Below are 14,096 nucleotides of genomic sequence, written 5' to 3'. Positions count from 1 at the left end.
AGGTGCATCAGCGCCGTGCGGATTTTCGCCTTAACGCCTGTTCCAGACCCGCGCAGGAGCCACATGGATCAATTTCGCAATATCGGTATCATCGGTCGCCTCGGCAGTTCGCAGGTGCTCGATACCATTCGCCGCCTGAAGAAGTTCCTGCTGCAACGGCATTTGCACGTCATTCTTGAAGACACCATCGCCGAAGTGCTGCCCGGGCACGGCCTGCAAACCTCGACCCGCAAGTTGCTGGGTGAAGTCTGCGACCTGGTGATTGTGGTGGGTGGCGACGGCAGTCTGCTCGGCGCCGCCCGTGCGTTGGCTCGGCACAATACCCCGGTGCTGGGTATCAACCGCGGCAGCCTGGGGTTTCTTACCGACATCCGCCCCGATGAACTCGAGGTCAAGGTGGCCGAGGTGCTCGACGGCCATTACCTGGTGGAAAACCGCTTTCTGCTGCAGGCCGAGGTCCGCCGGCATGCTGAAGCCATCGGCCAGGGTGATGCTCTGAACGATGTGGTGCTGCATCCGGGCAAATCGACCCGGATGATCGAGTTCGAAATCTATATCGACGGCCAATTCGTTTGCAGCCAGAAGGCAGACGGCTTGATCATCGCCACGCCCACAGGCTCTACCGCCTATGCGCTTTCTGCCGGCGGCCCAATCATGCATCCCAAGCTCGATGCCATTGTCATCGTACCGATGTACCCGCATACCCTGTCGGGTCGCCCGATCGTGGTGGATGGCAACAGTGAGCTGAAAATTGTGGTCTCCAAGGATTTGCAGATCTATCCGCAGGTTTCCTGTGATGGTCAGAATCACTTCACGTGCGCCCCCGGTGACACCATCACGGTGAAGAAAAAGCCGCAAAAACTTCGCCTGATTCATCCGCTGGACCACAATTACTATGAAGTGTGTCGGACCAAGCTCGGCTGGGGCAGTCGTCTCGGCGGTGGAGGCGACTGATGCTCGATCCAGCGCGAAGCTTTGACCTGATCGGTGACGTGCACGGTTGCGGCAACACCCTTGAGCGGTTGCTCGACACGCTCGGCTACCGGCGGCAGGCTGGGGTCTGGCGCCATCCGCAACGCCAGGTGCTGTTCCTGGGCGACATCATCGATCGCGGCCCGCGCATCCGCGAAGCCCTGCACATCGTTCGTGACATGGTCGAAGCCGGTCAGGCCCTCTGTATCATGGGCAACCACGAGTTCAATGCGTTGGGCTGGTCGACACCGGCGTTGCCCAGCAGCGGCAAGCAGTTTGTTCGTGAGCACACCCCACGCCATGCCCGCCTGCTCGAAGAAACCCTGACCCAGTTCGCTCATCATCCGGGTGAGTGGCACGATTTTCTCAGTTGGTTCTACGAACTGCCGCTGTTCATCGACGCCGGCCGTTTCCGCGTGGTGCACGCCTGTTGGGACGCGACGCTGATCGACCTGCTGCGCCCGCAGTATCCCGACGGCCGCATCGATGAGCATTTCCTGCAGGCATCAGCCGTGCCAGGCAGCTTTGCTTGCAATGCCTTCGACCGGTTACTACGAGGCACCGACATGCGCCTGCCCAACGGCCTGACGCTGACGGGGGGCGATGGCCTGACACGCGCATTTTTCCGCACCAAGTTCTGGGAAGAAGACCCCCAGACCTACGGCGATATCGTCTTTCAACCGGACGCTTTGCCTGAGCGGGTGGCCAGTACCCCATTGTCGGCCACTGAGAAAAACGCGCTGCTGCGTTATGGCCTTGATGAGCCCATGCTGTTTGTCGGCCACTATTGGCGCAGTGGCAAGCCTGCCCCCATCCGCCCCAATCTCGCCTGCCTGGACTACAGCGCCGTGCTCTACGGCAAGCTGGTGGCCTACCGGTTGGATGATGAAACGCAGATCGACCCGCACAAGTTTGTCTGGGTGGATGTTGAACGACCAGGGGGACGCCAATGAGCCCGGTAGCGGTTCTTCGTTTGCCGTTGAATACCGATTTGAGTGGTTTCGTCAGCCTGCTGCGGCGTTTGCAGGTTCCCCACAGGGTCAGCGAAGAAGCAGGCGATCAGGTGTTGTGGGTGGCGGACGAGCAGGTGGCCGAACAAATTCGCCATCTTTACCAACGCTTCCCCGATGGCAAGGCGGATATCGACCTGCCTGCCCTGGAGCAACCGAGCCAGCAAAGCGGGGTGATCGCGCAACTGCAAGCAAGCCCGGTCACCGCCGCAGTGCTGCTGCTCTGCCTGGTGGTTGCCGGCCTGACGGGCCTGGGCGACAACCTCGATACCCTTCACTGGCTGACGTTTCTCGATTTTCGCGTGCAGGGCGACTACCTGTACTTCACGCCACTGGCCCAGTCGCTGGCCGATGGCCAATGGTGGCGCTTGCTGACCCCCATGCTGATTCACTTCGGCATCCTGCACCTGGCCATGAACGGCCTGTGGTATTGGGAGCTGGGGCGGCGCATTGAATGGCGCCAAGGCCCGTGGATGATGCTCGCCTTGAGCGTGTTTTTCGGCCTGGCGTCCAATTTTGCCCAGTATGTGTTTGGCGGGCCAAGCCTGTTCGGCGGCTTGTCGGGCGTGCTCTATGGCTTGCTCGGGCATGTCTGGCTGTACCAGTGGCTGGCCCCTGACCCGCTCTATCGCATGCCGCGTGGCGTGCTGGTGATGATGCTGGTCTGGTTGGGGCTGTGCATGTCTGGCCTGATCACGTTGTTGGGCTTTGGCGCCATCGCCAACGCTGCGCACGTCGGTGGGTTGTTGGTCGGTTGTTTGACCGGCCTCTTGGGTGGGGCCCTGGCGCGGCGTAAACTGGCCGCCTGATTTTGGAGAAACTATGTCTTCGTTTAAGCAAATGATTGAAAACATCACCCCGGATATCTACCAAAGCCTGAAACTGGCGGTGGAACTGGGTAAATGGTCCGATGGCCGCAAGCTGACCACCGAGCAGAAAGAGTTGTCGCTGCAAGCGGTGATCGCCTGGGAAATCCAGAATCTGCCCGAAGACCAACGTACCGGCTACATGGGGCCGCAGGAGTGCTCCTCGAAGTCGGCGCCGGTGCCGAATATTCTGTTCAAGTCGGATGCCATCCATTGATCGAGATTGGCCGCGGCTCCATCAGTAAAATGTCGGCGCGTCTCGAAGCGCCGGTTGTCCAGTATGCGTTTCGCCTAGGGGACACCGAAGTACCGGTCAACCCGCTGATCGGCAAGACCCTGCGCCTCGAATACCTGGGCGCGATTCATTGCACCCACTGCGGGCGCAAGACCAAGACCAGTTTCAGCCAGGGCTATTGCTACCCGTGCATGACCAAGTTGGCCCAGTGCGACGTGTGCATCATGAGCCCGGAAAAGTGCCATTACGATGCAGGCACCTGCCGTGATCCGGCTTGGGGCGAGCAGTTCTGCATGACCGACCATGTGGTGTACCTGGCCAACTCATCCGGTATCAAGGTCGGTATTACCCGTGCCACGCAGTTGCCGACGCGCTGGCTGGACCAGGGCGCGAGCCAGGCCTTGCCGATTCTGCGGGTCGCGACTCGCCAGCAATCCGGGTTGGTCGAAGACCTGTTCCGCTCCCAGGTGGCCGATCGCACCAATTGGCGCGCACTGCTCAAGGGCGACGCAGAGCCTGTCGACCTGAGCGCGGTGCGCGAGCAATTGTTTGCCAGTTGTGCCGAAGGTTTGGAGACCCTGCAAGGCCGATTCGGCCTACAGGCCATCCAGCCGCTGCACGACGTTGAACCGGTGGAAATCCGCTACCCGGTGGAGGCGTACCCAAGCAAGATCACAAGCTTCAACCTGGACAAGAATCCTATTGCCGAAGGCACGCTACTGGGGGTCAAGGGCCAGTATCTGATCTTCGACACCGGTGTGATCAATATTCGCAAGTACACGGCCTACCAGCTCGCCGTGCATCAGTAGAAGGACAGCCGCATGCGCACCGAACAGCCGCAAATGATTTACCTCAAGGACTATCAGGCCCCCGAGTACCTGATTGACGAGACTCACTTGACCTTCGAGTTGTTCGAGGACCACACCTTGGTCCATGCGCAGCTGGTGATGCGTCGCAATCCGGCGCGTGGTCCGGGCCTGCCGCCGCTGGAGCTCGACGGCCAGATGTTGGAATTACTCAGCGTGAAGCTTGATGACGTCGAGCTGACCGCGGCCGACTATCAACTGACCGACAATGACCTGACCTTGCAGCCCAAGGCTTTGAGTTTCACGGTCGACACCAGCGTGCGAATCCACCCGCAAACCAATACCGCGTTGGAAGGCCTGTACAAATCCAGCGGCATGTTCTGCACCCAATGCGAAGCCGAAGGCTTTCGCAAGATCACCTATTACCTCGACCGCCCGGACGTGATGAGCCGCTTCACCACCACGCTCAGCGCCGAGCAGAGTCGTTATCCGGTGCTGTTGTCCAACGGTAACCCGATCGCCAGCGGCCCGGATGAAGACGGCCGGCACTGGGCGACCTGGGAAGACCCCTTCATGAAGCCCGCCTACCTGTTTGCGCTGGTAGCCGGTGATCTGTGGTGTGTCGAAGACACATTCACCACGATGTCCGAGCGCGAAGTGACCCTGCGCATCTATGTCGAGCCGGAAAACATCGACAAGTGCCAACACGCCATGAACAGCCTGAAAAAGTCCATGCGTTGGGACGAAGAGGTCTATGGGCGTGAATACGACCTGGACATTTTCATGATCGTGGCGGTCAACGATTTCAACATGGGCGCCATGGAGAACAAGGGCCTCAACATCTTCAACTCCAGCTGTGTGCTGGCCCGTGCTGAAACCGCGACCGACGCTGCGCATCAGCGGGTTGAAGCGGTGGTCGCGCATGAATACTTCCACAACTGGTCGGGCAACCGCGTGACCTGCCGCGATTGGTTCCAGCTGTCGCTCAAGGAAGGCTTCACGGTGTTTCGCGACTCGGAGTTTTCGGCCGATGTGAACTCGCGCACCGTCAAGCGCATCGAAGATGTGGCCTACCTGCGTACCCACCAGTTCGCCGAAGATGCCGGTCCCATGGCTCACGCTGTACGCCCGGAAAGCTTTATCGAGATCTCCAACTTCTACACCCTGACCGTGTATGAAAAGGGCTCGGAGGTGGTGCGCATGATCCGCACGCTGCTGGGTGCCGAGAGCTTTCGCAAGGGCAGTGACCTGTACTTTGAGCGTCACGATGGCCAGGCGGTGACCTGCGATGACTTCATCAAGGCCATGGAAGATGCCAATGGCGTCGACCTGACCCAATTCAAACGCTGGTACAGCCAGGCAGGCACGCCACGTTTGGCGGTGAGTGAAGCCTATGACAGCGTGGCGCAGACCTACAGCCTGACCTTCCGCCAGAGCTGCCCGCAAACGCCCGACAAGGTCGAGAAGCTGCCGTTCGTGATCCCGGTCGAACTGGGCCTGCTGGACGCCCAAGGCAACGAGATCGCCCTTCGCCTGGCCGGTGAAACCGCTGCGGTGGGTACCACTCGTGTGCTGTCGGTGACCGAAGCCGAGCAGACCTTCACCTTTGAAGGCATCAGTGCCAAACCGCTGCCATCGCTGCTGCGTGGCTTTAGCGCACCGGTCAAGTTGAGCTTCCCTTACGACCGTGACCAGCTGATGTTCCTGATGCAGCACGACAGTGACGGTTTCAATCGCTGGGAAGCCGGCCAACAGCTGTCGGTGCAGGTATTGCAGGAGCTGATCGGCCAGCACCAGCAGGGCGCTGCCCTGGTGCTCGATCAACGCCTGGTCACGGCCTTGGCCAGTGTGCTGGGCAATGCTCAGCTGGACCCGGCCATGGTCGCTGAAATGCTCTCGCTGCCCAGCGAAGCCTATCTTGCCGAAATCAGCGAAGTGGCCGATGTCGAGGCCATTCATGTTGCCCGCGAGTTCGCTCGCAAGGCCCTGGCCAATCAACTGTTCGATGCCCTCTGGGCGCGCTATCAGGCCAATCGTGAGGTCTCGAAACAGACGGCTTATATCGCTGAAGCCGAGCACTTTGCCCGTCGCAGCTTGCAGAACATCGTGCTGTCGTACCTGATGCTCAGCGCCAAGCCAGAAGTGCTGGCGGCCACCCTTGAGCAGTTCGAAGCGTGCGACAACATGACTGAGCGTCTGACCGCATTGGCGGTGTTGGTCAACTCGCCCTTTACCGACGAGCGCGCCAACACCCTGGCCAGCTTTGCCGAGCACTTCAAGGACAACCCGTTGGTGATGGATCAGTGGTTCAGTGTCCAGGCTGCCAGCACCTTGCCGGGTGGTTTGCAGCGCGTCCGCGAGCTGATGCAGCACCCAGCCTTTACCTTGAAGAATCCGAACAAGGTCCGCGCGCTGATCGGTGCTTTTGCCGGGCAGAACCTGATCAACTTCCACGCCGCCGATGGCTCCGGTTATCGCTTCCTGGCGGATCTGGTGATCGAGCTCAACGCGCTGAACCCGCAGATCGCCTCGCGGCAATTGGCACCCTTGACTCGCTGGCGTAAATACGACCCTGCGCGGCAGGCGTTGATGAAGGGCGAATTGGAGCGAATCCTGGCCTCGGGCGAATTGTCCAGTGATGTGTTTGAGGTGGTGAGCAAAAGCCTGGCCTGATTGCACGATCAACGGTCAATTGAAGGTGTTACCCGTTATCCCCGGGTAACACCTTTTTTGTTACTGGTGAATGAGATTTAAAAAACTGTCGGTATATATGGCTGGGCGAGATTCTATTTTGTTTTTTGAAATATGAAGTGATGCCCGTGTTTGTATGAAAGTTCTTATTATTTTGTTTTTGTGGGGTGTTTTCCTACACTGATATTTATTCATTCCTGCAAGATCTGTATGAAACTTCTGAAGTTGAAAATTCTGCCTGGGTTTGGCACTCGCTTTGCTCTCTCCTCTGCGCCGACAGCTTGAATCGCCACAACAATAAGTCGTACAGGGAGTAACAGAACATGCGGACCAAACCCGCCAGGGCACGTTTACGCCTGGCACCGGCGCACGCCGGATTTGCCTTGACTGGATTGCTGATAGCCGCACCTGCATCAGCGGTCGAATTCAGGTTTCTGGACGGAGAAGTCCAAGGCTCACTGGATACCACCTTGTCTTACGGCCAACTCTGGCGTGTACAGGGGCGCGATAAAACCAACGACGACGTCAATATCAATGACGGCAATCGCAACTTCGACACCGGCCTGGTTTCCGAGGTCTACAAGATCACCAGTGATCTCGAAGCCAATTACCGCAACTATGGGCTATTCGTCCGTGGCACCGCGTTCTACGACACGCAGATCATGGACAAGGGCACCGACTACAATCACAACAACCTGCCGATCCAGCCCAGCCAGAATTATCCGCGCAACAATCGCTTTACCAAAGAAACCCGGGACCACGCCGGGCATCGAGCAGAAATCCTCGACGCTTATGTGCACGGTAACTGGCAGCTGGGCGACCTTCCGCTGACGGCTCGTGCCGGCCGGCAAGTATTCAACTGGGGTGAAGGGTTGTTCTACCGCGGCGGGGTCAACACCACCAACCCAATCAACGCGTCCCGCTTTCGCCTGCCTGGCGCAGAGCTCAAGGAAGTGCTGGTGCCAGTCGAAGCACTCAACTTCAACCTTGGCCTCACCGACAACCTGTCGTTGGAAACCTTCTACCAATTCAACTGGAAAGAAACCGACCTTGATCCGGTCGGCACTTATTTCTCCGAAACCGACTTGTTCGCCGATGGCGGCAATACTGCCTATGCCAACCTGCCTCAGCTCACGCCGTTGGCCAATCTCTACAGCGGCTTGAGTGCGGCAGGCGTGGGCGGCCTGCAGGGCGGGCGTACGGTCGATGCCCAGGGCAATATCAAGGTGGCCTCCATTGGCCCGGACATCAATGCTCGCGATGACGGCCAGTTCGGCCTGGCGATGCGTTATGTGGCCCCGTCACTCAACTCCACCGAGTTCGGCTTCTATTTCGTCAACTACCACGCCAAGGAGCCGACCATTTATGCCGACCTTGGCAGCTATGCCGGGTTGAATCTGGCCGAGTTGACGGCGGCAGTGACACCCGGGGTTCAGCAACAGCTTGCAGCTCAAGCAGGCATTTCTGTCGCGCAACTGCAAGCGGCGCTGGCAGCGCAGCCCAATTCACCGCTGGCCCAGGCCTATCGCCAGGGGTTAGCCCAGACAGTCGGTGGCCTGGCCACGGTCGATGTGGCCAATCACGCTAATGGGCGTCGCCAGTACGCCGAAGATATTCGCATGCTCGGTGTCTCCTTCAGCACGACCCTGGGCGATGCGTCGGTATTCGGTGAACTGGCCTACCGGCCAAACATGCCGATTGGGATTGCCACCACCAGCGATCTGCTGGGTGATCTACTCCTGCAGGCGCCGCAATTGGCGGCGGGGGGGCTGGTCAACATCGGCGGCAGTGACGTGCGCCTGGGGGAATCGGTCAACAACAGCGAACGGGTAGAGATGTTCAGTGCATCCCTTGGCACGATCTACAAATTCGGCCCCAGGCTGGGTTTCAGTGACTTGACCGCGGTGGGGGAGGTGGCTTCCGAGCACTTGCGGGGCAGTAGCCTGAAATACACTGCCTTCGATGGCACGCGCCGCTACTACTCTAGCCGTGCCAACGTGCCCTATATCGCAGGATTCACCGACAGTTCCCAAGTTACGCCTGATGCCTATGGGGCGACGGTGACACTGATTGGCACCTGGAATGATGTAGTTGCCGGGGTCAATCTTTCTCCCTTTGCCGTCTACAAGGACGACTTCAAGGGCAACTCCCATCAGACCGGTAACTTTGTCGAGGGTCGCAAGGCCTACACGCTCGGCATGAAAGCCAGTTACCAACATGCCTTCGAGGCTGAGCTGCAATACACCGAATTCTATGGCGGTGGGCAAGCCAGCTCGATTCGAGATCGCGACAACATCGGACTTAATCTCAAATATTCGTTCTGACCTTGTGCCCAGGCGTATGTGCGTCGGGGCGCGGTCCGTTCAGGGAGAACACAACGCATGCTCAAATGGCATCGCTTCAACTATGCACTGCTGGCGCTGGCGCTCTGCGCAGGCACCGCATCGGCAGCGGATCGGCTGGGTAACAGCCTGACCCCCATGGGGGCTGAAATGGCCGGTAATGCAGCTGGCACCATTGGCCCCTGGACGGGAGGGATCACCCAGCCACCTGCAGGCTACAAGGGCTCTGGCAGTCATCACGTCGATCCCTATGCCAGCGATCAACCGCTGTTTACGATTACTCGCGCCAATATGGCGCAGTACAAGGACAGCCTGACACCGGGGCAAGTCGCACTGCTGGAGGCTTATCCCGACACCTATCGCATCCCGGTTTACCAAAGCCGCCGCTCCGGTTCCGCCCCCCGGTGGGTGTATGACAGTGTTCGGCGCAATGCCACCGAGGCTCGGCTGGTCGATGGCGGTAATGGTTTTGTCGGTGCCTATGCCGGGGTTCCATTCCCGCTGCCCAAGTCCGGCGTGGAGGCAGTGTGGAACCACATTGCCCGTTATCGCGGCCACTACACCGTGCGACGCGCCTCGGAAGTCGCGGTGCAGCGCAATGGCAGCTATTCCCCGGTGACGTCTCAGCAAGAGGGGCTGTTTCGCTTCTACGACCCTAAAGGTTCGGCAGCTGAATTCGACAACATTCTTTTCTATTACCTGAGTTTTGTCCGTAGTCCTGCACGCCTGGCCGGCGGCGCCGTGCTGGTGCACGAGCCGCTTGATCAGGTCGAGCGCCCGCGTGAAGCCTGGGCCTATAACGCGGGCCAGCGCCGGGTACGAAGGGCACCAAGCCTGGCCTATGACACCCCCATCGCCGCAGCGGATGGCCTGCGCACGGCCGACGACACCGACATGTACAACGGTTCGCCCGACCGCTACGACTGGAAGCTGGTGGGCAAGCAGGAAATCTACATTCCCTACAACAACTATCGGGTGACCAACCCCGAGGTGAAATACAAGTCGCTGCTACAGGTCGGTCACCTCAATCCCGATTACACCCGCCATGAATTGCACCGGGTCTGGGTGGTGGAAGGCACACTCAAGCCAAACGCTCGCCACGTGTATTCCAAGCGCCGCTTGTATCTGGATGAAGACAGCTGGCAAGCGGCGGTGGTCGATCAATATGACGGTCGGGGTGAGCTGTGGAGGGTTTCACTGGCCTACCTGAAAAACTTCTACGAGCTACCCACAGTATGGTCGGCGCTCGATGTCTACCATGATTTTCAGGCACGACGCTATCACGTTCAGAACCTGGATAACGAGGAACCCGGGACGGTGGATTTTGCCCAGGCAGCGCCCGATGCATCCGAATTCAGCCCGGCTGCGTTGCGCCGTCGCGGGGTGCGTTGAAGCACTCATGATGCAGGATCGGGGCCCACGCTCGCACGCCCGGCCCCATCAACCCTTCCTGGCCGGGCGGTGTTTACCGCCTTGGCGCTTAACAAAAGATAACGTCATGTTGATTGTCACCCGTTTCCATTGCTCGATAGGATGGCCCACACAGTCGCGGCCTTCTAGACAGCCAGTTTCAGGCACGTCAGTCGACCGCCAAGCATCCCGAATAACAATAATCGAGGGGCAGGTCTATGAGTGAGCCGGTCATTCCGGGCGCCGCTGCAGGTGCCGGGATCAAGGCAGGGCGCACCAACGCTGGGCTGAATGTGGCGCTTTCGTTGTGTGCCGTGTTGATAGGGACAAGCCTGCCGCTTTCGGCAGTCGCCAGTACCGATTCCATCACCGTCTATTCCACTGAATCAGCCAAGGCATCACGCGGGCTGCTCCTGGATATCGCCTACGCCGGCAACCGGCTGGTCGCGGTCGGTGACCGCGGGCATATTCTCTATTCCGACGATCAGGGCCAGAACTGGACCCAGGCCAAGGTGCCCAGCCGGCAATTGCTGACGGCGGTGTACTTTGTCGATGAACAGAATGGCTGGGCCGTCGGGCACGATGCGCAAATTCTTTCCACTGCCGATAGTGGCGCCACCTGGACCCAGCAGCACGAAGACTTGAAGCGTGAAGCGCCCTTGCTTGATGTCTGGTTCAAGGATCGCCAGACAGGCTTTGCTGTCGGTGCCTATGGCGCCTTGCTCGAAACCCGAGATGGCGGCCAGCACTGGAAGGACGTCAGCGACCGGCTCGACAATGAAGACCAACTCCATTTCAACGCCATTGCGCCAGTCAAGGATGCCGGCCTGTTCATTGTGGGTGAGCAAGGCAGCATGTTCCGCTCGGCTGACTGGGGGCAGACGTGGGAACGCCTTGAAGGGCCTTACCAGGGCTCGCTGTTTGGCGTGACCGGTACGGCGCGGCCGTCGACGTTGCTGGTCTATGGCTTGCGCGGCAATCTGTTCCGTTCCACCGATTTCGGCTCAACCTGGGAAAATATCCCGCTCAAGGCTGCTCGCGCCCCGCTCGAGTTTGGCCTGTCCAGCGCAACGCTGTTCAAGGACGGAGTATTGGTGCTGGTTGGCAACGGCGGCAGCGTGCTGCGCAGTACCGATGATGGTCGCAGCTTCAGCGTGTTCAATCGCCCGGATCGCGTTGCCCTGGCGGCAGTGACCGCGCAACCCGATGGTGAACTGGTTCTGGTCGGACAAGGAGGCGTTCGCCTTGCGACCTCGACCGGGGCGCAGAGGGTCCAGCCATGACGAGTCGAGAGAACATCCACATGAGTACCCCCCAGCAGGAAAAGGCGACGCTGCTCGAGCGCCTGATCTTCAATAATCGCCCTGCAGTGATCTTTATCTGCTTGCTGGTCAGCGCTTTCTTGTTCTACCAGGCCACGCTGATCCGCCCGTCTACCAGTTTTGAAAAAATGATCCCGCTTGAGCATCCCTTCATCGAGAAGATGCTCGAACACCGCAACGACCTCGCCAACCTGGGCAACACCGTGCGCATCTCGGTGGAGGCCAAGGACGGCGATATCTTCAGTAAGTCCTACATGGAAACCCTGCGTCAGATTCACGACGAGGTGTTCTACATTCCCGGTGTCGACCGTTCCGGCCTCAAGTCACTCTGGAGCCCCAGCGTGCGCTGGACCGAGGTGACTGAAGAAGGCTTTGCCGGTGGCGAGGTGATTCCTCAGAGCTATAACGGCTCGCCCGACAGCCTCGATGACCTGCGCAACAATGTGCTCAAGTCCGGTCAGGTGGGGCAGTTGGTCGCCAACGATTTCAAGTCGAGCATCATCGATGTCCCGTTGCTGGAGTCCTATCCGGACCCTAGCGACCAAGGCAAATTGATCAAGATCGATTACCAGCAGTTCTCTCACCAGTTAGAGGAGAAGATCCGCGAAAAATACCAAGCCCAGAACCCGGATGTGAAGATTCACATCATCGGCTTCGCCAAGAAAGTCGGCGACCTGATCGATGGGTTGATCATGGTGGTAATGTTTTTCGGTATAGCACTCCTCATCACCCTGGTGCTGCTGTACTGGTTTACCTGGTGCATTCGCAGCACCATCGCCGTGCTGATCACAACGCTGGTGGCGGTGGTCTGGCAACTGGGGCTGATGCATGCGGTTGGCTTTGGCCTTGATCCGTACTCGATGTTGGTGCCGTTTCTGATCTTTGCCATCGGTATCTCCCACGGGGTGCAGAAGATCAACGGCATCGCCCTGCAGTCCAGCGAGGCCGAGAATGCGCTTACGGCGGCGCGGCGGACGTTCCGGCAGTTGTTCCTGCCAGGCATGATCGCGATCCTTGCCGATGCGGTGGGCTTTATCACGCTGCTGATCATCGATATCGGCGTGATTCGCGAACTGGCCATCGGCGCCTCGATCGGCGTGGCGGTGATCGTGTTTACCAACCTGATCCTGCTGCCAGTGGCAATCTCATACGTCGGCATCAGCAAGAAAGCGGTGGCGCGCAGCAAGCATGATGCTAACCGCGAGCATCCGTTCTGGCGCCTGTTGTCCAATTTCGCCAGCCCCCGGGTAGCGCCGGTGTCCGTCGCGCTGGCGGTGCTGGCCTTCGGCGGCGGCCTCTGGTACAGCCAGAACCTGAAGATCGGCGACCTCGACCAGGGTGCCCCGGAACTGCGTCCTGACTCGCGCTACAACCAGGACAACCAGTTCATCATCAACAACTACTCGACCAGCTCCGATGTCCTGGTGGTCATGGTCAAGACAGCCGCCGAAGGCTGCTCGGTCTATAGCACCCTGGCGCCGATCGATGAGTTGATGTGGAAGATGGAAAACACCCCGGGGGTTCAGTCGGCGATTTCCCTCGTGTCGGTCTCCAAGCAAGTCATCAAGGGCATGAACGAGGGCAACTTGAAATGGGAAACCCTGTCGCGCAACCAGGACGTGCTCAACAACTCCATTTCCCGCGCCGATGGCCTCTATAACAGCGATTGCTCGCTGGCACCCGTGCTGATCTTCCTCAACGATCACAAGGCTGAAACCCTCGATCGTGCGGTCAAGGCTGTGCAGGTTTTCGCCGATGAACACAACACCGACGGTATGCAGTTCCTGCTCGCTGCGGGTAACGCCGGCATCGAAGCCGCCACCAACGAAGTGATCAAGGAGTCGGAGCTGACCATCCTGATTCTGGTCTACCTCTGCGTGGCTGCCATGTGCATGATCACCTTCCGTTCGGTGGCGGCCACCCTCTGTATTGTCCTGCCGTTGGTGTTGACGTCGGTGCTCGGTAACGCGCTGATGGCGTTCATGGGCATTGGCGTGAAGGTTGCGACCTTGCCGGTGGTGGCGCTGGGCGTGGGCATTGGTGTTGATTACGGCATCTACATCTACAGCCGCCTGGAGAGTTTCCTGCGCGCGGGCATGCCGTTGCAGGAAGCCTATTACCAGACGCTCAAATCCACCGGTAAGGCAGTGCTGTTTACTGGCCTGTGCCTGGCCATCGGCGTTGCTACCTGGATCTTCTCGGCGATCAAGTTCCAGGCGGACATGGGCCTGATGCTGACTTTCATGTTGCTGTGGAACATGTTCGGAGCACTGTGGCTGCTGCCAGCACTGGCGCGATTCCTGATCAAGCCGGAAAAAATGGTTGCCAAGCAAGGCGGGTCGGTCTTCGCCCACTGATGTTGTCCCCCTGTGGGAACGGTGGTCCGGTATTCCGGCTTGCCCGCGATGGCCCTATCGCCGGCAAGCCGGGCTCCTGCATGAC

Annotated in this window: 10 protein-coding genes; all 10 read left to right on the top strand. The window is 59.3% G+C overall.

The window, feature by feature from the left end; all coding sequences use genetic code 11:
• Positions 1–63: 63 nt before the first annotated feature.
• The 10 genes from AC3IX4_RS21305 to AC3IX4_RS21260 all read left to right on the top strand — a co-directional run bounded on the left by AC3IX4_RS21305 (position 64) and on the right by AC3IX4_RS21260 (position 14,011).
• Positions 64–954 (top strand): NAD(+) kinase, encoded by an 891-nt coding sequence (locus AC3IX4_RS21305; protein WP_489257362.1) that lies wholly within the window; start codon positions 64–66, stop codon positions 952–954.
• Positions 954–1,925 (top strand): metallophosphoesterase, encoded by a 972-nt coding sequence (locus AC3IX4_RS21300; RefSeq protein WP_489257361.1) that lies wholly within the window; start codon positions 954–956, stop codon positions 1,923–1,925. Before AC3IX4_RS21305 ends, AC3IX4_RS21300 begins: the two co-directional genes overlap by 1 nt.
• The gene (locus AC3IX4_RS21295) at positions 1,922–2,791 is read left to right on the top strand and encodes a rhomboid family intramembrane serine protease (RefSeq protein WP_489257360.1); all 870 of its coding nucleotides are present in this window, start codon (positions 1,922–1,924) and stop codon (positions 2,789–2,791) included. The genes AC3IX4_RS21300 and AC3IX4_RS21295 overlap by 4 nt, the downstream gene beginning before the upstream one ends.
• A gap of 13 nt (positions 2,792–2,804) precedes the next feature.
• Positions 2,805–3,065 carry a YeaC family protein gene (locus AC3IX4_RS21290; protein WP_489257359.1) on the top strand — a complete coding sequence of 87 codons (261 nt, stop codon included), beginning with the start codon at positions 2,805–2,807 and terminating at the stop codon, positions 3,063–3,065.
• On the top strand, positions 3,062–3,892 hold the full coding sequence (locus AC3IX4_RS21285) for a DUF2797 domain-containing protein (RefSeq protein WP_489257358.1): 831 nt from the start codon (positions 3,062–3,064) through the stop codon (positions 3,890–3,892). The genes AC3IX4_RS21290 and AC3IX4_RS21285 overlap by 4 nt, the downstream gene beginning before the upstream one ends.
• A gap of 12 nt (positions 3,893–3,904) precedes the next feature.
• The gene (pepN, locus tag AC3IX4_RS21280) at positions 3,905–6,562 is read left to right on the top strand and encodes an aminopeptidase N (RefSeq protein ID WP_489257357.1); all 2,658 of its coding nucleotides are present in this window, start codon (positions 3,905–3,907) and stop codon (positions 6,560–6,562) included.
• A 341-nt stretch (positions 6,563–6,903) separates the two neighbouring features.
• The gene (locus AC3IX4_RS21275; protein ID WP_489257356.1) at positions 6,904–8,904 is read left to right on the top strand and encodes a DUF1302 domain-containing protein; all 2,001 of its coding nucleotides are present in this window, start codon (positions 6,904–6,906) and stop codon (positions 8,902–8,904) included.
• Positions 8,905–8,961: 57 nt separating this feature from the next.
• Entirely contained in the window at positions 8,962–10,314 is a 1,353-nt protein-coding gene (locus AC3IX4_RS21270) for a DUF1329 domain-containing protein (protein WP_489257355.1), read from the top strand.
• Between the two features lie 236 nt (positions 10,315–10,550).
• The gene (locus AC3IX4_RS21265; RefSeq protein ID WP_489257354.1) at positions 10,551–11,615 is read left to right on the top strand and encodes a WD40/YVTN/BNR-like repeat-containing protein; all 1,065 of its coding nucleotides are present in this window, start codon (positions 10,551–10,553) and stop codon (positions 11,613–11,615) included.
• A complete protein-coding gene (locus AC3IX4_RS21260; protein ID WP_489257353.1) occupies positions 11,612–14,011 on the top strand; it encodes an efflux RND transporter permease subunit in 2,400 nt (799 codons plus the stop codon). The genes AC3IX4_RS21265 and AC3IX4_RS21260 overlap by 4 nt, the downstream gene beginning before the upstream one ends.
• The last annotated feature ends 85 nt before the right edge of the window (positions 14,012–14,096 follow it).

Source organism: Pseudomonas sp. KH_021 (genome assembly GCF_057838865.1).
Note: the sequence above shows the minus strand (reverse complement) of the source record. Positions and strands in the feature narration are given on the sequence as shown.

Coding starts and splice junctions, on each gene's coding strand:
- AC3IX4_RS21260 (WP_489257353.1), top strand. CDS start 11,612: ATGACGAGTCGAGAGAACATCCACATGAGTACCCCCCAGCAGGAAAAG.
- pepN (WP_489257357.1), top strand. CDS start 3,905: ATGCGCACCGAACAGCCGCAAATGATTTACCTCAAGGACTATCAGGCC.
- AC3IX4_RS21290 (WP_489257359.1), top strand. CDS start 2,805: ATGTCTTCGTTTAAGCAAATGATTGAAAACATCACCCCGGATATCTAC.
- AC3IX4_RS21275 (WP_489257356.1), top strand. CDS start 6,904: ATGCGGACCAAACCCGCCAGGGCACGTTTACGCCTGGCACCGGCGCAC.
- AC3IX4_RS21305 (WP_489257362.1), top strand. CDS start 64: ATGGATCAATTTCGCAATATCGGTATCATCGGTCGCCTCGGCAGTTCG.
- AC3IX4_RS21270 (WP_489257355.1), top strand. CDS start 8,962: ATGCTCAAATGGCATCGCTTCAACTATGCACTGCTGGCGCTGGCGCTC.
- AC3IX4_RS21265 (WP_489257354.1), top strand. CDS start 10,551: ATGAGTGAGCCGGTCATTCCGGGCGCCGCTGCAGGTGCCGGGATCAAG.
- AC3IX4_RS21300 (WP_489257361.1), top strand. CDS start 954: ATGCTCGATCCAGCGCGAAGCTTTGACCTGATCGGTGACGTGCACGGT.
- AC3IX4_RS21295 (WP_489257360.1), top strand. CDS start 1,922: ATGAGCCCGGTAGCGGTTCTTCGTTTGCCGTTGAATACCGATTTGAGT.